Source organism: Paenibacillus sp. PK4536 (assembly GCF_028594455.2).
In the GTDB taxonomy this organism is placed as follows: domain Bacteria; phylum Bacillota; class Bacilli; order Paenibacillales; family Paenibacillaceae; genus Saccharibacillus; species Saccharibacillus nuruki.
Window position 1 is genome coordinate 2,424,335 of record NZ_CP126313.1, and the last position, 23,166, is coordinate 2,447,500.

Annotated in this window: 28 protein-coding genes; 23 read left to right on the forward strand and 5 right to left on the reverse strand. The window is 36.9% G+C overall.

Annotated elements, in window-relative coordinates; translation table 11 throughout:
* The first annotated feature begins 70 nt into the window (after nt 1-70).
* The 3 genes from PO903_RS10815 to PO903_RS10825 all read left to right on the forward strand — a co-directional run bounded on the left by PO903_RS10815 (nt 71) and on the right by PO903_RS10825 (nt 1,862).
* A complete protein-coding gene (locus tag PO903_RS10815) occupies nt 71-421 on the forward strand; it encodes a DUF7674 family protein (protein ID WP_273593413.1) in 351 nt (116 codons plus the stop codon).
* Between the two features lie 282 nt (nt 422-703).
* Nucleotides 704-1,000 carry a hypothetical protein gene (locus PO903_RS10820; protein WP_137220971.1) on the forward strand — a complete coding sequence of 99 codons (297 nt, stop codon included), beginning with the start codon at nt 704-706 and terminating at the stop codon, nt 998-1,000.
* 262 nt (nt 1,001-1,262) lie between these two features.
* Complete coding sequence (locus PO903_RS10825; RefSeq protein WP_273593414.1) at nt 1,263-1,862, forward strand: hypothetical protein; 600 nt, start codon at nt 1,263-1,265, stop codon at nt 1,860-1,862.
* Between the two features lie 69 nt (nt 1,863-1,931).
* On the opposite strand, the gene PO903_RS10830 is transcribed toward PO903_RS10825, so the two are convergent.
* A complete protein-coding gene (locus tag PO903_RS10830) occupies nt 1,932-2,609 on the reverse strand; it encodes an AIM24 family protein (protein WP_273594646.1) in 678 nt (225 codons plus the stop codon).
* A gap of 96 nt (nt 2,610-2,705) precedes the next feature.
* Nucleotides 2,706-3,140 carry a hypothetical protein gene (locus tag PO903_RS10835; RefSeq protein WP_069326184.1) on the reverse strand — a complete coding sequence of 145 codons (435 nt, stop codon included), beginning with the start codon at nt 3,138-3,140 and terminating at the stop codon, nt 2,706-2,708.
* 261 nt (nt 3,141-3,401) lie between these two features.
* On the opposite strand from PO903_RS10835, the gene PO903_RS10840 reads away from it, so the two are divergent.
* Nucleotides 3,402-3,569 (forward strand): hypothetical protein, encoded by a 168-nt coding sequence (locus PO903_RS10840; RefSeq protein WP_175425112.1) that lies wholly within the window; start codon nt 3,402-3,404, stop codon nt 3,567-3,569.
* A gap of 251 nt (nt 3,570-3,820) precedes the next feature.
* Complete coding sequence (locus tag PO903_RS10845) at nt 3,821-4,669, forward strand: EcsC family protein (RefSeq protein ID WP_069326183.1); 849 nt, start codon at nt 3,821-3,823, stop codon at nt 4,667-4,669.
* A gap of 134 nt (nt 4,670-4,803) precedes the next feature.
* Here the strand turns inward: PO903_RS10845 and PO903_RS10850 are convergent, their stop codons facing one another.
* The gene (locus PO903_RS10850; RefSeq protein WP_273593415.1) at nt 4,804-5,742 is read right to left on the reverse strand and encodes a M23 family metallopeptidase; all 939 of its coding nucleotides are present in this window, start codon (nt 5,740-5,742) and stop codon (nt 4,804-4,806) included.
* A 340-nt stretch (nt 5,743-6,082) separates the two neighbouring features.
* Between PO903_RS10850 and PO903_RS10855 the strand changes: the two genes are divergently transcribed.
* Nucleotides 6,083-6,796 (forward strand): metal-dependent hydrolase, encoded by a 714-nt coding sequence (locus PO903_RS10855; protein WP_069326182.1) that lies wholly within the window; start codon nt 6,083-6,085, stop codon nt 6,794-6,796.
* A gap of 112 nt (nt 6,797-6,908) precedes the next feature.
* Nucleotides 6,909-8,336 (forward strand): alpha-L-fucosidase, encoded by a 1,428-nt coding sequence (locus tag PO903_RS10860; RefSeq protein WP_273593416.1) that lies wholly within the window; start codon nt 6,909-6,911, stop codon nt 8,334-8,336.
* Nucleotides 8,337-8,438: 102 nt separating this feature from the next.
* On the opposite strand, the gene PO903_RS10865 is transcribed toward PO903_RS10860, so the two are convergent.
* Together PO903_RS10865 and PO903_RS10870 are read right to left on the reverse strand one after the other, a co-directional pair.
* On the reverse strand, nt 8,439-8,852 hold the full coding sequence (locus PO903_RS10865) for an ImmA/IrrE family metallo-endopeptidase (RefSeq protein ID WP_069326180.1): 414 nt from the start codon (nt 8,850-8,852) through the stop codon (nt 8,439-8,441).
* A gap of 163 nt (nt 8,853-9,015) precedes the next feature.
* On the reverse strand, nt 9,016-9,453 hold the full coding sequence (locus PO903_RS10870) for a helix-turn-helix domain-containing protein (RefSeq protein WP_069326179.1): 438 nt from the start codon (nt 9,451-9,453) through the stop codon (nt 9,016-9,018).
* Between the two features lie 418 nt (nt 9,454-9,871).
* Between PO903_RS10870 and PO903_RS10875 the strand changes: the two genes are divergently transcribed.
* The 16 genes from PO903_RS10875 to PO903_RS10950 all read left to right on the forward strand — a co-directional run bounded on the left by PO903_RS10875 (nt 9,872) and on the right by PO903_RS10950 (nt 23,165).
* The gene (locus PO903_RS10875) at nt 9,872-10,378 is read left to right on the forward strand and encodes an ArpU family phage packaging/lysis transcriptional regulator (RefSeq protein WP_069326178.1); all 507 of its coding nucleotides are present in this window, start codon (nt 9,872-9,874) and stop codon (nt 10,376-10,378) included.
* Nucleotides 10,379-10,505: 127 nt separating this feature from the next.
* Entirely contained in the window at nt 10,506-10,658 is a 153-nt protein-coding gene (locus tag PO903_RS10880; RefSeq protein WP_175425111.1) for a hypothetical protein, read from the forward strand.
* 467 nt (nt 10,659-11,125) lie between these two features.
* A complete protein-coding gene (locus PO903_RS10885; protein ID WP_273593417.1) occupies nt 11,126-11,545 on the forward strand; it encodes a phage tail terminator family protein in 420 nt (139 codons plus the stop codon).
* A gap of 51 nt (nt 11,546-11,596) precedes the next feature.
* On the forward strand, nt 11,597-11,764 hold the full coding sequence (locus PO903_RS10890; protein WP_273593418.1) for a hypothetical protein: 168 nt from the start codon (nt 11,597-11,599) through the stop codon (nt 11,762-11,764).
* A complete protein-coding gene (locus tag PO903_RS10895) occupies nt 11,765-13,081 on the forward strand; it encodes a phage tail sheath family protein (protein WP_273593419.1) in 1,317 nt (438 codons plus the stop codon).
* Nucleotide 13,082: 1 nt separating this feature from the next.
* Entirely contained in the window at nt 13,083-13,544 is a 462-nt protein-coding gene (locus tag PO903_RS10900) for a phage tail tube protein (RefSeq protein ID WP_069326175.1), read from the forward strand.
* 166 nt (nt 13,545-13,710) lie between these two features.
* Nucleotides 13,711-14,133 (forward strand): phage tail assembly chaperone, encoded by a 423-nt coding sequence (locus PO903_RS10905; RefSeq protein ID WP_069326174.1) that lies wholly within the window; start codon nt 13,711-13,713, stop codon nt 14,131-14,133.
* A gap of 198 nt (nt 14,134-14,331) precedes the next feature.
* Nucleotides 14,332-16,287, forward strand: a complete 1,956-nt coding sequence (locus tag PO903_RS10910; protein WP_273593420.1) for an ABC transporter permease — start codon at nt 14,332-14,334, stop codon at nt 16,285-16,287.
* On the forward strand, nt 16,288-17,043 hold the full coding sequence (locus PO903_RS10915) for a LysM peptidoglycan-binding domain-containing protein (RefSeq protein WP_069326172.1): 756 nt from the start codon (nt 16,288-16,290) through the stop codon (nt 17,041-17,043).
* A complete protein-coding gene (locus PO903_RS10920) occupies nt 17,040-18,005 on the forward strand; it encodes an XkdQ/YqbQ family protein (RefSeq protein ID WP_273593421.1) in 966 nt (321 codons plus the stop codon). Before PO903_RS10915 ends, PO903_RS10920 begins: the two co-directional genes overlap by 4 nt.
* A 4-nt stretch (nt 18,006-18,009) precedes the next feature.
* Complete coding sequence (locus PO903_RS10925; RefSeq protein WP_137220953.1) at nt 18,010-18,267, forward strand: DUF2577 domain-containing protein; 258 nt, start codon at nt 18,010-18,012, stop codon at nt 18,265-18,267.
* A complete protein-coding gene (locus PO903_RS10930; protein WP_273593422.1) occupies nt 18,264-18,674 on the forward strand; it encodes a DUF2634 domain-containing protein in 411 nt (136 codons plus the stop codon). The genes PO903_RS10925 and PO903_RS10930 overlap by 4 nt, the downstream gene beginning before the upstream one ends.
* A gap of 4 nt (nt 18,675-18,678) precedes the next feature.
* Complete coding sequence (locus PO903_RS10935) at nt 18,679-19,758, forward strand: baseplate J/gp47 family protein (RefSeq protein ID WP_273593423.1); 1,080 nt, start codon at nt 18,679-18,681, stop codon at nt 19,756-19,758.
* Nucleotides 19,751-20,338, forward strand: coding sequence for a putative phage tail protein (locus tag PO903_RS10940; protein ID WP_273593424.1), 588 nt, complete (start codon nt 19,751-19,753; stop codon nt 20,336-20,338). The genes PO903_RS10935 and PO903_RS10940 overlap by 8 nt, the downstream gene beginning before the upstream one ends.
* Nucleotides 20,335-20,616, forward strand: a complete 282-nt coding sequence (locus PO903_RS10945; protein ID WP_069326166.1) for a ketopantoate hydroxymethyltransferase — start codon at nt 20,335-20,337, stop codon at nt 20,614-20,616. Before PO903_RS10940 ends, PO903_RS10945 begins: the two co-directional genes overlap by 4 nt.
* 2 nt (nt 20,617-20,618) lie before the next feature.
* On the forward strand, nt 20,619-23,165 hold the full coding sequence (locus tag PO903_RS10950) for a hypothetical protein (protein ID WP_273593425.1): 2,547 nt from the start codon (nt 20,619-20,621) through the stop codon (nt 23,163-23,165).
* The last annotated feature ends 1 nt before the right edge of the window (nt 23,166 follow it).

Consider the following 23,166-nt stretch of genomic DNA (forward strand, 5'->3'; position numbering starts at 1 on the left):
ACAAAGAAATTGCCAAAGTACTTTATGGATATTTGTAAAAGCCTTAAATGGGAATTGAGGAGTGAATGATTTGTTATATACAGAAATAATCCCAAAATTATTATCAGAAATACCACAAGTCAGATCTAAATATTGTGAAGAAATGGAATGGTTAGAAGAAGATTTGCCGCATGTTATTTTTGGATTAGTTGTTACACCTTTTATAATAGAATCATTGAAGAATAAATTGAATTTAAGTTTGATCTTTAATTTTCTAGAAGAAATGGCTACAAGTAACGAACAAGTTCAAGAAGTTTTACTTTTGTCTATTTTAGATTCTTTAATATTAGAAGAAAGAAACTTGCTAGATTTTGCTAAAACACAAATGAGAGAATGTACAAAAATACTTTATGAAAATGCAGAAAAAAGCTATGGATTTTGAATGGAAAAATTTTCGAATAATAAGCTTAGTAGAATGGAACTTTAATTGCTCGAAAAACAATTATAAAAGTACCCAACTGGAATAAGATTGTTGGAGTGGAAGGAAAAGGATTATAGATGAGTTCAATCCAAGAACAGCCTATTGGAAAATGTTGTGTATGCTCACGAGGATGGGTTATCTTTTGTTAAAGAAGTTTTCGATATAGGTTGGTCTAAATATATTGATCAAACCATGTTACAATAAAACAAACAACTGATTTTCATCAATAAAGGAGAATACACAATGAATATCACGATACGTAATGCTCAATTGGAGCAAGTGCCTGAGCCAGACAAAGGCTATATTGGCAAAGTAGAATTAGTGGTCGAGGGGCATGCTGAACCGTATGAAGTAACTCTGTTCACCAAGCGTGGCAAAGAGTGGGATTATAGCTTGCACTTTCTAAATGAACCGGGCAAAGAAGAAGAAATTCTGGCGCTGGAAACACTTATTAGTGAAGATGATGATACGTTCGATCGTATTATTGATGCAGTTTGGGATTTCTATGAAGCGAATGAAGAACATTCAACTTCTGAGTAAATGATATAAACAGTACTGAAAAGTAGCTGGTATCCGTCATGGTTAGACAGGATATTAGCTATTTTTTGTTATTTTTACATGAAAAGGAGTTATAAGACTTGGCGGAAAGGGTTATTATAGGATAATATGCAAATGAAGAATACTGTACTCTTCATATATCTAACAACAGAAAGTAGGAATTCTAGGCCGCATGATTTCATGCCGCATTGATTGCACACATCGTAGCTGATTATAGACAGAACAGATCGAAGGGAGATGTATGATGATCGGTTTTTTTCGCAATAAAACAGTACCTTTAGCAGATCAATGGACACGCCTCAAAGAAGCAGGAATTACAGTAAATGAGGGAATCAGTCTCGAACATTTAATGAATGGTCAAGATAAAGCATGGTTTGAAGAAAAGCCTTATGTGCATCTATTAATTGCACTTGGAGGTCAGACATTGATCGAGGAAGAGTGGGTTAATCATACAAACAATATTTGGTATGTGGATCTCAAAGCTGTAGACAATACAGATATTTATACTCAACTGGCTGAACGTATGGTTCAAATGACAGACGGAGCGCTTGAAATGAAGCATATTCGTAGTTGTGTGGATCATGAGAAGCGTAAAGTATTGTTTTCTTTTATCTATCATGGAGAACGTATCGAATGGAATTTGGAATATAAGAATGAATGGATTGATAAAAGTTTTTTCGATTATATAATTGCGCTTGATCGTAAACGTAATCCTGAAAAACAATTTGTGGCTAGTCCACAAGACCATCATCTATTAATAGCGTATATTGATCAGAAGCAGTTCAAACAGCTCAATAAATGGGTCAAACCGGAGTTCGAATTATGGGATAATGGAACTCGGTAATGACAAAATGGATCGACGGGCTACCTGATTGGATAAGGTATGCTAATCGATCCATTTTTGTATAGTGGACTATTTGATAAAAATGCCTCCAAAAGGAATCACTTCGCGCAATACACGTTTGAATAATCCATCTCCTTGCAAATGCTTTTCCAATTCACCGCTATCGTGTCCGCTTTGGATCAGTACGGAGCCACTACCGATCATCTGCCATTGATAATGCATATGTTGACTGGCAAGGTGGTTACCATAGACACTTAACTTCAATTGAGCATTTTCTGGATACGCAAGTAGACTACGAGCATCAACATACAGTGGTTCTGTAGGATGAAGTTTCATTTCCACCACAGCCCCTTTAGTCAAAATACCAATCTCACCTTCACCGCTAAATTTTACTTTGATGGCATCACGAGTAATTAACATATTTTTGAATTGTAATAACCGGGTCTGCATTTTGATACCATCTGTATAATAAAAAAGATGGCGGAAATCATAAAGCAGATCACTGCCACCACGAATAGGAATAGGCATCAGGTTAAAGCCGGGAGGAAGAGAAGCGATAAATCGGCATGCCCCTGTAAAGTCAGCTCGAATCAGATTCCGTTTGCGGTACATTCCTTTGACATCCATAAAGCGATCGCTACGTCCTCCAGAAGGGCCGGTATAAGCAATCACTTGTCCGGGATGCAGCATATGCAGTTTTTCAGCTTCACTGAGTACGATCGTGACCGCTTGACCGGACGCGGGCATTTTGGTTGATTGTTGCCATTCCAATTGCAAAAGGGTTCCTCCTGAAATGTATACTCAAATTTGTACGGGCAGATAGGATGATCTATTCTATCGTTGTTAACGACGACGTAAGCCAAAGCGGATCAGACGGGTAGATACAAAGAAAAGGACGACTATCCCTATAGCAGTAAAGACTAATGCTTTCCAAAAGCGAGCGCTTTGTGCACGATTAGCTTCAGATTGTTTGAGTTGTTCTACTGTTTGAGCAAGTAGAGCATTTTGTTCAGCCAAACGAGCATTTTCTTCGCGATACGATTCTATATTGGATTGCGCTTGGTTAAGTTGAGTCTGAGCTTGATCGAGCTTGTTGAGTGCTTGATCATAGCCTTCTTTTAACTGATTGACTTCCTGGGGCAAATTCGTAAAAGTCTCAATCCCATTTTTGTAGTCTTCCCACCAACCTGCATGGGCCATTGTCTGACTGCTGAATACTCCAGACAATACTAACAATAAGACCAAAAATGTGCGTAACGGTTGAGTCCTTTTTGACATCGTAATCCCCCTTCCATATAAATAGCTATTGTGTACCTATTCATCATAATAGATATACCCTAATATTACATGGTTTAGATACAAAAATACATTTTGATCTGTACTTTATCATGTATTCCAAAGAAAAATAGTAGAGAAGTACAGATCAAATGTTTAGGTTGGAAAATATATGGGTAATACTAAGACAGGCTGAACAAAAGAAATATTCTGGTTACACCACATACACCAAGAAGATTAACTATACTAGGAGTGAAATATAATATGTACAATTCAAATTTTGATAACAATTACAGAAAGATTCAAATTACAGTAAATGGCGAGCCTGTAGGCGATGGTCTGGTACTAGATCGTATCACTTACGCTCCTTTACGCGAAGAAGACGACAAAGCAGATAAAGCAACTCAACATAACGCTATATCTTCTATCTAAATACAACTTGTATACAAAGTATCACCGATAGACGCGGAGATCCACGACCCGCGGCTTTTTTTATATCTAAAATAGTGGCTATCGAACGGATATAGAGAGATATAAGCCGGATAACTGTTTTTTCGATCTATAGGAAAAATAGCTATACGGTTTTTTTATAAATAAATATTGAGTTATATTTGGTATCTGCTACGTATCTATTATAATAAGTAAAACAAAGTATTAATTATGGATTGAAGGAGCTCAATACGATGAACACTATGGAGAGTCAGGCTGAACTGGAACAAGCGTTACAACAGATCAAAAAGTGGGAAAAAGATCAAGGCGGCATTATGTTTTGGGACAAATTGGGACGTATTCCTTTTATGATTCTGGACAAAATGACACCGAAAATGATTCGTAACAAATTAGGTGTAGTATTAAATGAATTAGGACGTTTTATTCAAAGTGGTGGAACCTATCTTATTTCATCCAAAGCGGTCATGCAGCGTCTAGCCAAAGAACAAGGGCAAGCGGATCAAGAGCTGACGATAGCACAAGCTTCTCAATTGCCTCTTCAAGTGATGAACAAAACAGCAGATTCTTTATCCAAAAATCGCTCCAACTGGGCAGCCCTTCAAGGCGCAACGACAGGCATTGGTGGGATTTTTACCATTTCAGCCGATATTCCAGCAATGATCGGAATGTCACTCAAAATTCTGCAAGAGATCGCTTTATGCTATGGTTACGATCCTAAAGATCCCAAAGAACGTTTGTTTATTATGAAATGCCTGCAATTTTCTTCTTCTGATATCGTTGGCAAAAAATCAATCCTATCCGAATTGTCTGACTTTGATCATGCAGATACGTCCAAAGAAGTCTTTTCCCAAATGAAAGGATGGCATGAAGTCATCACCACTTACCGTGATAATTTTGGGATCAAAAAATTATTTCAATTGATACCTGTTGCAGGAATTGCTTTTGGTGCATTTACCAACCATACAGCACTTGAAAGTGTCGCAGAAGCAGGCAAAATGTTATATCGCAAACGTCGTGTTCAAGAACGTCTGCAAGAATTACAACAAGCCGACTCAACGGCTACTTCTTTAGAAAAAATGTAACTGAATAGATACGATCAAATCGATTCTATTTTACCTATATCGCTAGCTTATAAGTATAAAAAAGACAAGCATTCTCCTTTTGAACATGGAGATTATGCTTGTCTTTCTCTTTTATACAAAAGCGAACATATGTGCTATAATGAGGGATGCATAGTCTCGCCTTGAATCGGTGAAAAGTGATTCGCAAACTGTACAGGTAACGAAGTGGATGCTGCCCAATTCGCTTGATCCATCACTTGAAAATGGATATGAGGTTCGCTAGAATTGCCAGAATTACCACATTGTCCGAGAACTTGACCACGCTTCACCGTATCGCCGACTTGAACATCAATCGAGTGTTGTCGGAAATGAGCAAGCATACTATATTCACGATCAGCATGTTGAATGATAACGTAATTACCAGCAGGTTGTTGTTCATTTGTTGAACCTACAGGCTCGTTATCTGCAATATTGTTCACGACTTTAACGATTTTGCCATCAGCGGGTGCAGTTACAGGTCTACCAAAAGCAAAATAACTTTTGTTCTTTTTCGGATTGCCTCGATAAGAAGATCCATTCTGAGTCACGATTAGATCATAAGCATACCGTTGATTAGGATATTCATAATGATAATTGACCAGTGTATTCGAGCCACCCCAGACCACTTGCCAATTTTGCTGAACAGGTGGGCTAAATATCGTCTGTGTCTGAATATGATCGGTTGCCGGGTACTTTTCCAGATCATTTACACGTAATCCTAAAATCGTATGATCTGGATAATCAGGAAGCTGATCTGCAAAGACAGCAACGATTCCACGGCGTTGTTGTTCATCGATCCATACTTTGCGAATCGTATGATCTTGCTTGAGTTCGGATATCGATTGATAACCTTGTACACCATCGCTAAAAGAAGAGATCACTTTTAAAAAAGTATCCCATGAGACTTCTTGTTTGAACGCTTGTGAAGTCTGCGAATAAATTTGCTCATAATTGCCTTTCATTAATTCATTTGTCAGATGATCGGGATGAATCGGATATTCAGATGTATCACTAGGAGTGACACGTACAGATTGTGAAGTTTTAGTTTTATGCATAAGATGTTCTCCTGACTGTATGGTAAAAGATGACGTAGCTACAGATGAAGAAGCAAGATGATCTGGATTACAACTGGTAAGAATAAGACTCATAAGTGAACCATATACAGTGATACGGAGCCATTTTGATAAGGTTCCCATAGTAACGCTCCTTTGAAAGATGGTAAGAAAAGGTTTTTCTATTTTGAACTATTGGTTTGTTTACAGCTATTTTACTATGGATTAGAAACATAAAAAGATGAATAGCAAAAAATTAACATTCACCGAACAAAATAAATCATTCATTTACAAAACAACAAGAATAACTTGATGGCTCGGCAGAAAGGAAGATTTTTGTATTATGATGGGTAAATCGCATTTTATTATTAGTACTGGAGTCACTGTTTCTTTGATGACACTTGCAGGTATACCTGTGACATCAGCAGCTGTTGTAGCAGCGGCTGTTAGTTCTTTATTACCCGATATTGATGAGCCTAATTCACTACTTGTATCCAAAACATTATCTGAACCTCTGTTACGTGTATTGCAGACGGTTATGCTTGTAGCTGTTGTGTGGATTTTGTGGAAAGGGTTATTTGGAATGCCGTGGGATATAGGGATCGCTGTAGCGGTGGTCTTTATCGCTTTTTTACCAGTGCGTTCGTTACGCAAATTTGTAATGTTTATGATTGGTGTCGGTATGATTATTTATGGTCGAGACATAGCTCCATGGAATTATATGGCGGGATGTTTGCTGATTATCTGTACATTTTTACCACACCGGGGATTAACGCATACGATTTATGGAACAGCCGCATGGTCAGCATTGTTATATGGAACAACTGCTCATTTAGGGAAAAGTATCTGGATTGCAGGTGGAGTCTCTTATTTTCTACATTTATTGGCCGATTCGCTTACAAATCGAGGAGTGAAGTTATTGCCTCCTTTGAAATGGAGATTGCGTTTTAATCTAATGAGCACAGGGACTAAAAAAGGAGATAAATTTGAAAATATCTGTATAGTACTGACACTTATTTTGCTTGGAATTGTCTTTTTACCAAAGTTATCAGGTTAGAACGAAAAAAAGTATACACAATCATAAAAGAATCATGCAGGAAGTTCCCTCTGTATCGCTAATTGATATAGTAAGCACGGAATCTATGAATAAGCGACAGGGGGAAAAGACAATGAGTGAGCAACCGATGAATGAACAAGAACGTGAAATGATGGAAAAGCTGATGGAAGTACAGGGTGGAGTACATAATTACAGCAGTGAGGAATCTTGGGTTAAGCCAGAAGATCCGTACATTTTGGAACGATTAGAATGGTTCAAAGATCAGAAGCTAGGGCTGATGATGCATTGGGGTCCTTATTCGCAGCTCGGCGTAGTCGAGTCCTGGGCGCTTAGTGATGATGATGGTGATTGGTCAAGAGACGGCATCGATTGGCAATCGGATAAAGAAGAATTAAAAAGAGAGTATTTTGATCTCAACAAAACATTTAATCCGATTCGCTTTCAACCGGAAGTCTGGGCAGAACTTGCGGCAGAAGGTGGATTCAAATATTTAAATTTTACAACTAAGCATCATGATGGATTTTGTATGTGGGATACGCATACAACAGATTATCGTATTACAGGGAAAGATACTCCTTTTCACCAGCATAAATATGCCGATATTGTAGGTAATGTGTTTAATGCTTTTCGAGAAAAAGGGTTAGCGATCTCTGCTTATTTCTCCAAAGCTGATTGGCATACTCCGTATTACTGGGCAGATGGCATGGAGCTCGGACAAGATTCATGGCGTGGACCTACGTATGATCCTGCTGAATATCCGTGGTTATGGGAAAAGTTTGTTGAATTTACGCATGATCAGATTTTGGAGTTATTGACGAAGTACGGACGAATCGATGTCTTGTGGTTAGATGCGGGTTGGGTTAGACCAGGCAAAGGCAATCAAGATATTCGTCTAGGTGAAGTGGTAGAAAAAGCGCGGGAACAACAACCGTGGTTATTATCAGCAGACCGTACCGTAGGCGGCGCCTATGAAAATATCGTGACTCCGGAACAGACGGTTCCTGAGCATGCGATGTCGATTCCTTGGGAAAGCTGTGTTACGATGGGAACTTCTTTTTCTTTCCGATATGAAGATAAATATAAATCGGTACGTGAATTGGTGCATATGTTGATGGAGATTGTAGCCAAAGGTGGTAATCTAGCATTGAATGTAGGGCCACAACCCGATGGACGTTTGCCAGAAGGGGCTATCGAGCGCATCAAAGGATTAGGCGCGTGGCTCAATATATATGGAGAAGCAGTCTATGGAACACGTAGTGTTGCGCCAGTCTACACACAAGGTTGGGCATTTACAGGTAAAGCTGCTCAGAAGACAGTCTATGCTACTTATTTATATACCAATGCAGCGATGGTGATCCCATCTACGATGAGTATCCCTTATATGGAGCAGATCGACAACATCGATTTGTTAGGCGAAGAAGTAATTGAAGGGCTAGACTTTGAACAAAATGAAGAAGGTATTATTGTGACATTGCCTGAATCGATCACCGATGTTACGACTGCACCAATCGCTCATGTATTTCGTATTCTACAATCATAAATTAATAATGAATCTATACGACAAAAAAGAGTGGTTATCGCAACCACTCTTTTTGTTGGGCACAAAGTAAACGTAAAAACGCTAAAAAGAACGTATGTTCGATTAATAGTCAAAAAAATAATACATCTCTGGTGGGATGCCTGTTCGTTTGGCAAAAGCTTCGGTCGTTTCTCCGATTCGTTGCTCTTGCCCGGCAGTCAATAATGTAATCGCAAAATAGTTAGCTTGTCTTTCTAACTTACCCGGCCAAAAATAAGAATGTTCTTCTAAAAAAAAGCGATTAATGCCTTTATGCAACCGATCATGTCCAAGTTCGTGTGCACATACGAATCGCTGCCATTGATCCGAAAGCCCTTCATTAATAATAATAAAGCGTCGTCTCAATTTTTTGTAGTATAAACCTTTGGTGGATTTACCAAGATCCATGTAGCGAATATGTATGCCGAGCGCTTCAGCAATTTCAAAAGGGCAATTCGTTTTATACTTGCGGACCAGATGAGCTGCGTTCTCTTCCATCGTTACAAGCCACCTCCGAGCGCTTAATCGAATAAGCGCGACTTCTTCTAGTCTGATAAGAAAGTGATTTTGGCAAAGCAAAACTTCTTTCAATGAAGCGCTTGGCAGTAAAAGCGCATTTTTTCTATTGATATAATTGCTTATTATACATTAGATAAAGTGTTTACTTGGATGTAGAATCGTCGGAAGAAAGAGGTTTACGTTTATTCATATGTTTAGCTTCCCAGAACAAACCGGTTAATACATCTTTGATCCGTTGCTTATCTTCATCATCCAGTGGCACTCCATCAAACATTAATTCACCATCTTCCTCTAACATCTTTTTAAAATCTCGTTTATCGCGCGAGCTTGCCCATTCGGGGATTTGCTCTGCTTCTTCAGGGCGCAGATAACCTGCCTGATCCATCATTTCGGAATAAGAAACAGCCAGCGCTTTCGCTAGCTTTTCGATCGTTTGCGGTTTGGGCACACCACGTCTACCATTTTCGATTCGCGAAATTTGTGAAGTGCTGATGCCGGCGATCTCTGCCAACTGATTAATACTCCAGTGTTTTTGCTCACGTATTTGTTTCAAATATAGACCAAATGAAAGATTATCCACCGACAATACACCCTTTCTATAGGTACACTTGCGAAATATTCAATGAAAGTAAGAACACTTATAATATACCCTATTATTGCCATTAGGTAAACATTGTCTTTTACTTCTTTGCCAAAAGGTATGGGTTTGCAAGAAAAAGCGAGATAATGTATCCTTTTTGCGCAAAAATCGCTTTATTTCCGGTTTTACCAATATTCTCCGGTGTGTTATTGTAAAAATATAAAATACGAACAAAATACGAACAAGATCAATAAATTGGAATTTATAATGATTTATTGATTGGAAAAAGATGTTTTATTTCTTGATTTATTGCCAAAAGGTAATGAAGAGAAAACCACTTTTATTGCCAACTGGTTGTATCTTTTCACTGTCTTTCTACTTTATATCTATACTAACCCTATTAAAGGAGTGTTACCTCATGAATTTACTTACTGCTTTGCCTGAATTAGATCGCCGTCAAACACGTACTGCTGTAGAAGCTGTATTTGAAAAATATCGGATTTATAAAACTATCACTTTTGAAATGCGTGAAACGTCGATGACCGCTTCTTATCAAGAACGGATGCATGGACCAACCAATGTAACTAGCGATTCAACTGCGAATGCAGCTATCTATAATGTAGATACTCCTGCGGCACGACGTGCCTATTGCGAACGAATTGAAGCCATTGTAGAGCGCTTAGGCGAACGTGAACAATTACTATTAAAAGAAAGATACCTCAAACACGATGATGTATTCGATTATAAAGTGTACAGCTATCTGTTTGATCCACCGATCAGCAAAGATACGTATGTTAAAGTAAGAACCAAGGCTTTTTACAAAATGGCATTAGCGCTTGCCGATACAGGCATGATTAAGTTAGATGAATTGATGCCCAAAAAAAGTCGTACACGCCGAAGTACAGAAGTTCCTTATAGTTCTTAATCGTTACATCGTTGATATAGATTAATTCAATCAAGTTCATGAAGATAAAGAGCCCAATGCTAAAGTGGAATAGAACTTATGTATTGTGTTACGTTTAGACAGATATCAATAGAAATGAGGCGTAATGATGAGTCTAAAATCAAAACCTGCATGGTGGATCAAAGTCGCAACAGCATCCGTATTGCTTTGTGCAGTCGATATCGTACGTTCTCGCAAAGTAGTCAGCCAGCCTTTTCCCAATACTGTAGATCCATCAACAGACGACGATCTGGCGAAATGAATAAATATCCAATCCTATATGAATTGTCCAAAACGTTTGCTTACGAGCAAGCGTTTTTTTGTTTTTCTCTTATCTGTTGGACTTTATCTTCTATAGAAGAAAAGCATTTCCAGAGGCGTAAAAACCTTTGTAAAGTCGTTACTATCCGCAAAAACCAAGCGTAGCAAGCCCTAATCTAAAGGCTCTTCTTTTTACCGCCGTAAGTCCCCTATTAACCGTCCTTTTTTCGTCCGATACACCGTCTCCATTAGGAGAAAAACGAGGTAAGATTGTATTATCGGAAATGAAGCAAAAGGAACACCGCAGGAGCATGAATGCTCCAGAACCCACTGCCTAGGAAAACGGCATGCTTGTTATCAGTACTATAGATAAAGCTAAAATAGCGGTGTAAAAATTCCTTATTTCATTTCCGACAGTTTATAACCGAAGGAGGTGAGCATCCTTCTCGGTAAAGGAGGAAAAGAATTATGGATGCACAAGAAGTCATCCATCAAGTACAACTGTCTTTGACAACGAAATTTCCTAATGTACCGTTCTATCGTGCGGATCAGCATGAGACAGAGCAACCACGTATTGAATATCGCTTAGTCTCTGTGGATTTTACTAGAGAGCGTAGCGATCGCTTTGTACGTATGTATACATTAGAAATTCGTTATATTCTTAAGACAGGCGAATCACCTGATTATCAGACTGAATCTTTATTTGAAGCTTTAGAAACGATTGGACATGAAGATACTTTGTGTCGTGCTAGTGAGCTCCGTTGGGATACAGATGATGGAATACCTCGTATGAGAGTTAATTATCCTGTTCGTACAGTTAAACCACCATTACCAGGTGTATTAATGGGAGAATTAGATCAGCATCTTCGAGCTGTACCACAACGCTGAGCGAATATAGCGAAATCGTTCATTAAATAAAGATATAAAGGAGAACTTTTTATGCCAACAGAAACTACCATGTATCGAAAAGAACAATTTATGCAGGCAAGTCAGTTTACACGTTTAGAAAAAGATGTATTAGAAGGTCTTTTGGAAGATGGAAGCAACTATACGATGGAACAAGCGAAAGAACAATTAAACCAATTTATGAATGAGGAGGCCAAATAAATGGCTGGTGGAACGTATACTACACAAAATAAAATTCGTCCAGGTATCTATATTAATTTTGTATCAGAGGGTCAATTACCAGGTACTTTAGGAGAGCGAGGAACAGCAAGTATTGCTTTGAATCTTGACTGGGGTGCTCCTAAAAAAATGGTAACTATCGTAGCAGGTGACAATACTCAAAAAACACTAGGCTATGATTATACTTCTTCTCAAATGATGTTGATTCGTGAAGCGCTTAAACGTGCACAAAAATTGATTGTCTATCGTCTAAATGATGGAGAAAAATCAACAGTTAAAGCAGGTGTATTGACTGCTACTGCTCGTTATGGTGGTATTCGTGGTAATCAATTAACAATTACTGTCGAAAAAAATATTAACAATGAGACTTTATTCGATGTTAGTACTTTGCTAGATGGTTCTAGTGTAGATAAACAAACAGTAAGTAACGCAAAAGAACTGGTAGCTAATGATTATGTTGTATTTGCAGGCGAGGGTGCTTTAACAGCTACTGCTGGGGCTCCATTGGTAGGTGGTACAAGTGCAGCAGCAACAAATGCTGATCATACTGCTTATTTGGCAGAACTGGAAGCATTGGAATTTCAAACGGTTGGTTTAATTTCGGATGAAGCTTCCCTTAAATCCGTCTATGCTGCTTATATTAAGCGTCTACGCAATACAGAAGGTAAAAAAGTACAAGCTGTTCTTGCCAACTATCCAAATGCCGATCAAGAAGGTGTAATTAGTGTGAAAAATGGTGTTGTGCTTACAGATGGAACAGTACTAGATGCTAAAAAATCTGTAGCATGGGTAACAGGAGCAACAGCAGGAGCGGCAGTCAATTCTTCCTTAACCTATACAGCATATGATGATGCTGTCGATGTAAACGGCAAATTGACACATTCAGAAACAGAAGCGGCATTGCAAAAAGGTGAATTTGTATTTACGGCTGTGAATGATCGTGCTGTAGTTGAGCAGGATATCAATACCTTTGTATCCTATACACCTGAGAAAGCACGTCATTTTGCTAAAAACCGTGTTGTACGCGTATTGGATAGCATCGGTAATGATATGAAGCGTATTTTCGAATCGTACTTTATTGGTAAAGTAAACAACAATAACGATGGTCGTAGTCTTTTCCGTTCGCAATGTATTGCATATCTAGATGATCTGCAAAATATTGGTGCAGTTCAAAACTTTAATGCCCAAACTGATATTACAGTGACTGCTGGCAATGAAGTAGATAGTATTGTTGTTGAATTAAATGTACAACCAGTAGATTCCGTTGAAAAAGTATACATGAAAGTGAAGGTGGTTTAAGATGACATTCTTAAAAGCAAAAGATACCATTTCAGGGCAAGAAGGACGCGCATTTGCTACTATTAATAATCAGGTAGAAGAAATGTTTTATATCAAAACATTAGAAGCTACGGTAGAAAAGCAAAAAGCAGAAGTGAAAACATTAGGTCGACGCGGAGTACAGCATAAAGCTACAGGATGGTCAGGTTCAGGTACAATGACCATTTTTTATATGACTTCACGTTTCCGTCAAATGATGTTGGATTATATGAAAACAGGTGTGGATACGTATTTCGATATTGAAGTTACGAATGAAGATCCTACATCTAGCATTGGATATCAAACTATTACTTTGCGTGATGTTAACTTGGATAGCGTAATTATGGCTTCGTTGGACACAGAATCAGATGCGCTAGAAGAAGAAGTAGCATTTACGTTCGATGGTGTAGATATTAATAACAAATTTGGTACACCTGCTCTATAATTGATTAAATTAATACGGATAACAACGTATTTATAATATATAGATGGATGCCTGATCTTCTAGATGAATGATTCTTCATGGAATCCTATTCTTAAGAAGATCGGGCTATTCCATATTCTATTATGAATCAACTAAACTATTACCTAACTTTCAGGAGGAATTATTCATGAGTGAATTAAGCTTATTTTTTGCACAAAACGTATCATCTGACGTGGTAGAAGAATTTATTGTATCTTCACGATTTAAAGACGCAGAAGGGAAAGCTGTATCTTGGAAATTGCGTAGCATGAACGAAGATGAGAACCAGGAGTGTCGTAAAGCCGCTACACGTAAAGTCAAAGGGAAAAACGGAGTATATACACCCGAAATTGATCCTAACGAATATATGGCTAAATTGATGGCTGCTAGTGTAACTTATCCTGATCTTAAAAATTCAGATTTGCAAAAATCATATGGTGTATTAGGAGCAGAATCATTACTTCGTAAAATGCTATTACCCGGTGAATTTGCAGCCTTGGGTGAACGTGTACAAGAATTGAACGGTTTTAACCGCGATATGAACGAACTGGTAAATGACGTAAAAAACTAATTAAAGAGGGCGATAGTGAAGCAAACTTTGCCTACTACGCCCTCCACGAACTCAACATCCTTCCACACGATCTGATGAAGATGTCCCTATACGAACGTGCCGCTATCTATGCAATGATTTCTATTCGTGTAGAAGCGGAAAAGAAGGCTCAGAAAAAAGGAAAGAGGCATTAGTGTTATAAGTTAAGGAGGTGGAAAAGTGTTTAATTTTGATCCTAATTTAGCAGCAAATCGTATAGCAGAAAGTTTTAATACAGCAGGAATGCTTCGAGAAAGTATTAATAAGTTTATTAAATTGAATTCTGTATCTATGTATACAAATTTTTGGGATAGTGCTACAGCAAGTGCTGCCAAAACAGCCATTAAAATTAGTCAAGCGAAACAAAATCAAGAAGAATTAAATAAAAAAGTGGTAGAAGGTACTGGAAGTGCAGTCAAATTAGGAGAAGCTTTGAAATCAGTAAGTGCTCAAGCATGGACAGGTTTAAAGTTTGTTGGAAGTTATGCTAAAGATGCTTTAATTAGCGCGGGCGAAGATCAATCCACAAAACAAATATTTATATCACGTGCTGGAAATCCTGAAGTTGGTGGAGCAATGTTTGAGCAATTCAAACAGGATGCAATTGATTCTGGAGCTAACGTAAAAGAAGCATTAAAAGGTTCTCAAATATTTATGTCTGGTACTGAAAACACGGATCAGATTAGAGATTTGAATAGTCTAACAGTAAGACTTCAAAAGCTTTCAGGAACTGAAAATAGCGAATCAGAAATTGCTAAAATTATTTATGGAGGAATGAAAGGTAGAGAAGCACCTTTAACAGCTTTTAATATTCCAGCAACTGCAGCTGAAAATGATAATTTAATGGAACTTGGTAAAGCAGGAAATATTGATGGTTATATCACTGCTATGAACGAAATTATGACAAAAAGGGGTATGACTGAGGAAGCTTTAAAGACAATGATGGATGCACCAACCGAACGTTGGGGAACTTTGATGACTAATTTCAAAATGACTATGATTGATATTGGTTTAGGAGCATTAACAGCATTATTACCATTATTGGATATGTTAAATACAGCTTTTCAAGCAGGAACCTTTCAACCTTTCTTTGATATGCTTACAAATGGTTTAGCGCTTGTATCTCAAGGATTTGTATGGCTAATAACTAATTTGCCTGTTGCATGGCAGGTCATAGTCGATTCTATATCTGTACTTGGAAATGTTTTATATAATATTATGGTTATTATTATTGGACTTATTCCATTTATTCTTGCGTTAGCAGTAATGTGGTTATTTTTAAATGCAGCAATGATTATGGGAAGAGTCGCTGCTGTAGCATACGCTATAGGTGCAAATATTGCAGCAGTTGCACAAAGAATTTTTAATTTAGCAATGAGTGCTAATCCACTAGGTATAATTATCGCTTTAATATTGGGAGTAGTTACAGCATTTTTTACACTAGGAAGCATAGCTGGTGGTGTCAAAGAAGTTTTAAGTAATGCTTTTGGCTTTATTATGGATTGTGCCGAGAATGCTGTGAATTTTATACTCGCTGTTATTAATGCAGGAATTAAAGGTATAAATGCAGTTTCTGGATTTTTCGCTGATTTACTTGGAATAGAATCGAAAGAAATTCCATTGATTGAGGCTACAGCAGATTTTTCAGGAATTAAAAAGTCAGGCCAAAATTTTATTAAAGATTTTTCAATGGATAAGCTTACAAATTCATTAAATCTTGATAATTTGCTAGGTAGTTCTCCAAAAGCACCCAAAGATACAAGTGCTGCAAGTCAATTCAAGCAGGAATTACCAAAAGGAGCCGGAGCTACTATGCCATCTGCAGGCATGCCTTCGACTTCTAGTGCTATGCCAGCGATATCCTCACCAACAATGCCAGCAACAGTTGATAATGTAAACAATGTAAATAATGTTGGTAACATTGAGGGAACTGTTGACATTTCAAGTGAAGATCTCAAAATGATGCGTGATCTAGCAGAACTCCAAGCAATCCAAAATTTTGTAAGTCTCACTCCTACTGTCCAAGTCACTACAGGCGATATTAACAGTGGTGCTGACCTGGATACGATTGTTGGACATATTGGTCGAAAACTAGAAGAAGAATTTGTATCGACCGCTCAGGGGGTGTATATCTAAATGGAGGAGTACGGTTTTTTTCTGAGTTTTAATAATGAATCTGAAGCAATGCGACTTCCTGTAAATCCAGAAAAATTAGAAATTAACGCATCTGGAGATGGAAAATCATACAATATTGTTGATCTGGGAGAAATTAACTCGATTCAGCCTAATAAACTGCGTGAAATTACAATCGAAAGCTTTTTCCCAGGACAACGCTATCCATTTGTAGTAGGTAATACTTTATATACTCCTTATCATTATGTTGAAATGATTCAAAAGTGGATGGAGAAAAAGCGCCCCCTTCGTTTTGTATTCTCAGGACTGAATGTACCTGAATCCTCTCTCGATGAGAAAATAAAATTAAACACACAGATTGGAGACATCGAATCTGAACGTTTTCGATCAAATGAAGCATTTATGGCTATCAATATGGCAGTCAGTATTGAAAAATTTGATTGGTCAATTGTAGCTGGGGATTCAGGAGATATTCAATTTAAGTTATCTTTGAAAGAATATGTTTTTTATCAAGCGCTAAAACTTAAATTTAAAGAAGCTAAAACAGAAGTCAAAAAAAAGCGTGCTGATACTAAAGAAGCATCAAGTACGTATACAGTGGTAGCCGGTGACTCACTCTGGAAAATAGCTAAAAAGAAGCTAGGTGATGGTAGTCGTTATCGAGAAATTCAAAAATTGAATAAGATCCCAGATAGCGAACTTCGTAAACTTTCTATAGGTAAAGTCATCAAATTGCCACAGAAAGAGGCAGCTAAATGATTAAACTATATATTGATAATAAAATGGGTAAAATGTGGGATGTTTCTAATATTGTAACTGATATCACTTGGAAAACTAGTCGTACAGGCAAACCAGCTACTCTTGAATTTACACTTGCTAGTGATGGATTATATCAATGGAAAGATTTTGATGTGCAAAATGGATATATTGTTCGATTTAGTCACAATTTAAAAAATCTGTTTTATGGGTATGTTTTTTCAGTGAGCACAGGTACAGATAATGAAATTAAACTTACCGCTTATGATCAAGTACGATATTTACTAGGAAACGATACTTTTGTATTTACAAATGTAACAGCAGACGAAGTCATACGTACTATTGCGGTTAAAAATAATTTAAAAATAGGTACACTTGCAAAAGGTAGTTATATTATTCCTTCTATGATTGAAGATAATAAAAAGCTGCTGGATACGATTATGAAAGCTCTAGATTATACGTTAGCTTATGGTACACAATTACTTGTTTTCTATGATAATTATGGACAGCTTACACTAGAAAGTAATACAACCACTGAACCTGTTGTTGTGTTAGGGAAAGGACACTTTTTATATGATTATTCTATAAAAAAGAGTATTGATTCCGAGACATATAATCGTATCAAAATGTATAAAGATAACAAAAAAAGCGGTAAACGCGAAATTTATATTGATCAAGATAGTCAAAATATTGCAAATTGGGGTTTGCTGCAAAAATATGAGAAAGCCGAAGATAGCTGGAATGATGCACAGATTAAAGAAGCATCAGCTAAGATGCTTACACTTTATAATCGTGAACAGATTAGTTTATCTGTAGAAGCATTAGGCGATCATCGCGTAAGAGGTGGCAAGTTCGTATATATTTTGCTAAATGAATTTAAAAACCAAGTGTATCTTGTAGAAGAATGCAGTCACAAATTTTCTGGGGGCGAACATACTATGTCTCTTGATGTGAAAGTGGTGTAAAGATATGTTAGATATTATTCGTAAAGCAAGTCTTGGAGCAGTATCTAATACGAATCCAATGGCAGCTTTGTACGGGACCGTTCTTAGTAGTTCTCCACTAGAAATTAGTGTAGAACAACGATTCAGTTTGCCTGCTTCTGCCTTAGTCATTCCTGAAACTATTGTTAAGCTAGGTTTACAGCCAGGAGACCGAGTATTGTTACTTCGTATTCAGGGCGGCCAAAGTTATGTTGTATTAGATCGTGTGGTGGACAGCCTATGATTCCTATTGGTTTACAATTACCTCCTGAACAAGCAATAGATACCGAAACTGTTACAATACCTGGTTTAACGTATCAGGTAGATTGGGAACGTGGTGTAATCACAGGGATGATTGATGGATTAGATTCTATTCGTCAGGCTGTGTTGAAAATACTCAATACAGAACGATATCAATATCTTATTTACAGTGAAGATTATGGTACAGAATGGCAGCAGATTCTAGGACAAGACCATCTTTTTGTCCGTGCTGAGATTCAACGTATGATCACAGAAGCATTACTTCAAGATGATCGAATTGAGCAAATTGTGGATTTTCAGACGTATTGGACATCTGGTGAAGACATTCGAGTGAGCTTTACGGTACAGACACGTTATGGATCATTTCAAATTAATAAGGAGGTGAGTTAGATCTATGTATGAATCACAAACGTACGAAGTTTTACTTGAACGTATGCTTGATCGAGTCTCTGATAAATTAGATAAGCGTGAAGGTAGTATTATTTATGATGCATTAGCACCTGCTGCTATTGAGTTAGCCCAAATGTATGCAGAGTTAGATATACAAATGAATTTGTCTTTTGCAGATACAGCAAGTGGTGAATATTTGGAGAGACGTACAGCAGAATATGGGATCAAGCGTCAAGCTGCTACGTATGCTGTACGTAAAGGATTATTTTTTAAAGGAGACGGTAGTAAAGTAGACGTTGCTATTGGTATTCGTTTGGCAAGTGGAGATTTAATTTATATGGTTAGTCAAAAACTTGCACTAGGTGAATATACATTGACTTGTGAAACGGCAGGTGAAGTAGGGAACTCACCTTCTGGAACGCTTCTACCACTAGACTATATCCAAGGTCTTGCTGTAGCAGAGTTAGGAGAAGTTCTTGTACCTGGTGAAGACATCGAAAATGATGAAACGTTACGTGCCAGATATATACAAGCGATCAATGAGCAACCTTTTGGAGGTAATATCTCAGATTATAAGAAAGAAATTAATGAAATTGAGGGTGTGGGTGGAGTAAAAGTATTTCCAGTGTGGCAAGGTGGAGGTACAGTGAAATGTACGATTATAGCAAGTGATGGTCGTGCTCCTTCTAGTGAATTATTAAATCGAGTTCAGACCATTATTGATCCTATTGTAAATCAAGGCACAGGAATAGGTATTGCTCCTATTGGTCATCGAGTGACTATTACTGGAGTACAAGAAGTTCCTATTACTATTAGCACACGTCTTATATTGGATACTGGAACAACAGTAGGACAAGTACAAGCAGACCTTAATGATATTTTTTCTGCGTATATCAAGGAATTGACAACATCTTGGAAAGATGTAGAACAAATTATTATTCGTCTAAGTCAATTAGATGCGCGTATTGTGAGTGTTCGAGGAATTGCTGATGTGAATAACACCAAAATTAATGGAAATGCTAGTAATTTTACTCTGCAACCTGAACAAATAGCAATTTGGGGAGGAGTCGATAAGCTTGAGTAAAAGGTTAATGCAATATGAGCCCGAATATTATCATCAAGTACGTGAATTTATTGCTTTACTTGATGCGGAAGAACCAGAATTAGATCTTTTAGAAGAGAAAAGAATTCGTTTGCTAGAAGATCAATTTGTTATGACTTCAAGTGAACTTTCTATTCGTCGTCGGGAATTGCAATTACACATTCAAGCTGATCCTGTACAAGAATCTTTAGATTTCCGTCGCCGTCGAATTATTAATCGTTATACAACCAAACCGCCCTTTACCATTCGTTATTTGCAACAAAAATTAGATCAATTTCTAGGTACAAATAAAGCAGTTGCAACCGTAGATATTCAGAATTTCATTTTAAAAATCACTGCAAATCTTACAGATGCATCCGTATTTAATGAGGTCAATTATACGGTACAAAGTATCAAACCTGCTAACTTACTATATGTACAAGGAACTTCTTTGCAAGAATCACTGGTTTTAGCAGAAAAAGCTTATTTCTCAGGGACAACACGTAATACTAAATTATCTACACGTTGGAAATTAGGAAGTACTCCGTTTACCGAACAGGGAGAGGAGATTCGAGTAATATGATTACAACTAAATATTTACAAGAGGTAGCTGCATATACAGATCGCCGTATTGCAAAAGTTACTCTCAATGGATCGTACGATATTACAACGTTTACTGTTAAAAAAGTATCTACTTCAACCATTGAACTTGAATACATGATTAAGGCTGCAGATATTAATGCGGTCTCTTTGCTACAGCTAAAAGCCAGTAATGGAGATATTATCAGTAGTAATGAAGTCTATATTCCTGTTATTGCGGATACTGTTATTAAACAATTTATTGAAGTGAAAGGGGTTTAAGCATGGATTATCAGGCAAAAACAGATTGGTCTTATAATGATACAGTAACAGAGCAAGATATGAATCGAATCGAAGCTGGTCTTGGCGATCTGCATGAGCGTTTGGATGTTGATTCCTATGAACAACTCACCTTAAAACCAGGTCTACAAATTATAAATGCTAAAAAAAATTCACCTTTCCAATTAACAGGCTTAAAAGGTCGTACTTTGTTAAACTTAAGTGGATCTGATTGGACACCGACTAAAAACATCACAAGATTTATCAATTATCAATCGACGTTGAGTATAGATAATAATAAAAGTGTAGCCAGTGGAAATGCTCTTAAAATTACAGCAGCTGTAGCGAATAGCATAGCGGATGGATTTGGTAAAAATGCAGTCAATTTAATTTCAGGAAAAAAATATATTGCTCTAGGACATCTTTATAACGAAACAGGGCAAAGTATGAAACTAGTTATTCAAAACACTGCAATAGAAAGTCCAACAACAACTTCCAAAAATAAATGGGAGTTTATTTATATTCCATTCGTTGCTGGAGGAAATGTTAGTAATGCGTATCCGATTGCAAGGCTAACTGCTAGTGCAGTTGGAAATGCAGGCTATGCAGACGCATTACGTTTATATGAAATCTCAGATACAGAATACACAGCTCTTCCTACAATGACATCCGACCAAATTGCTGCTGCTTACCCTTATGTAGATAGCCTTTCACCTGTGCGTAATCCATATGTGATTGCTTATGGTGAGAATTTGTTACCTGCTTTACAAGAATGGACAAATATCGAAGGAACGCCAATCATTAATAATCGGTATAGTGTAGACGTAAGCAGTACTAATAAAATGATTCATAATTCTGTAGCTGTTGTACCTGAAGCTACGTATACATTATCTGCTGTTTCTAGTGGTTCGACCGGACGCATTTTTGTATACAACACTAATGGTGCAGTAGCTTTAGCAGATAGTACAGGTAGTGGATCAATATCTGTAACATTTAAAGTACCCGCAGGTGTTAATATTATTGAAATAAGACTATTAGGAACAAGTACAACTGCTGTTAATCTTTCTAATGTAATGCTGAATGTAGGTAGCACAGCTAAATCATTCAAACCACGAGAAGATACGATGTTAGCATTACAAACAGATTTATATGCTAATCCAGTCACTGGAACAAATGCAGATGAAGTTTTTGAGCGCGATGGACAGTATTTCCGATTAGCAAAGTGGAGAAAAATTTCATTAGACGATAATTTACCATGGGAATTATTCACATCTTTAAATGGTATGAAAATTGTCAAAGTGGATGCTTCAACTTTCAATGCTACTTTGGATGATACATCTAGTTATTTTGCTGTCAAGCACGATGGATCCATTTTAGATTACAAAACATCATCAGATCGGAAAGATCAAATACAATTAAATAATGCAACAGAAGGTAAACGTTTATTTGTTTCTATTTCTTCAATAGATAGTGGTTGGGGAGATAATTATACACCTACTTCAAATGAGATTAAAGCTTATTTTTTAGGATATAAAATGTTCGATGTTTCTTTAAATTCTGGAGATGGGACATCAATGTATAATGGGTCAAATGAAACGAATAAACGTTGGACGCCACTTGATTCTTTTAATGGTAATCGCTATTTCGGTTCTATAACTTCAGTACCAATAGAAACACCAAATAGTTCAAATACTCAGGTATATACAAAAAATCGAGAAATTACTAGTTATCAATTAGTATATCAATTATCTACACCTAATATTATTCCAGTCGTTTCAGAAGGGAATATCAGATTATTTCAAGGAAATAATCAAATTGAAGTAGGATCAGGGATAATTGTAAGAGAAGCAGTTAAACCTGAACTTGGAAAAATTGGTATAAATGCAGATCGCGCAGGCTATAATATTAATAATCCAAGTTCAAGTACATCTTCATTAACTAAGAATAAAATTGATCACTTTATTACTATCTACAAAAATAATAAAAAGGATCAATGGACTTACTATGATAAAAATCTTACTGCAGCTGGAGCTATAGCACAAAAAGAATATATAGAATATGATCAAACAGCTTCATATTCAGTAACCTATATTATGCTAAATAAACTACCTTATACTTCTTTTACTGGTAAGCTTTCTTTAAATGAAAATACATTACTAAATAAATTATTAAAAACAGAAAGTGAAATAGATACTCGTCTATCAGTAATAGAAAATAAAAAATCTAATATAGAAGAATCCTTAATATGGGTAAATCCTACGATGTTAAATGGTTGGGCTAACATATCAGGTCGTTCTCCTTTGGCTTACAGCATTAAAGGAGATATTGTCCGTATACGTGGAGAGATTAGATCTGGATCTATAGGTACAAGTGTATTTGTACTACCTACTTTAATGAGGCCACAAGCTAATGCGAGTGAATATATAGTATATAGCTATGGGAAATCTGGTATCGTTGGAGCAAGCATTGTTATATTTTCAGACGGTAGATTTGTTGTACAAAATGGTAGTTCTGAACAGATTTCTTTAGGTAATATCGAATTCTCATTATAAG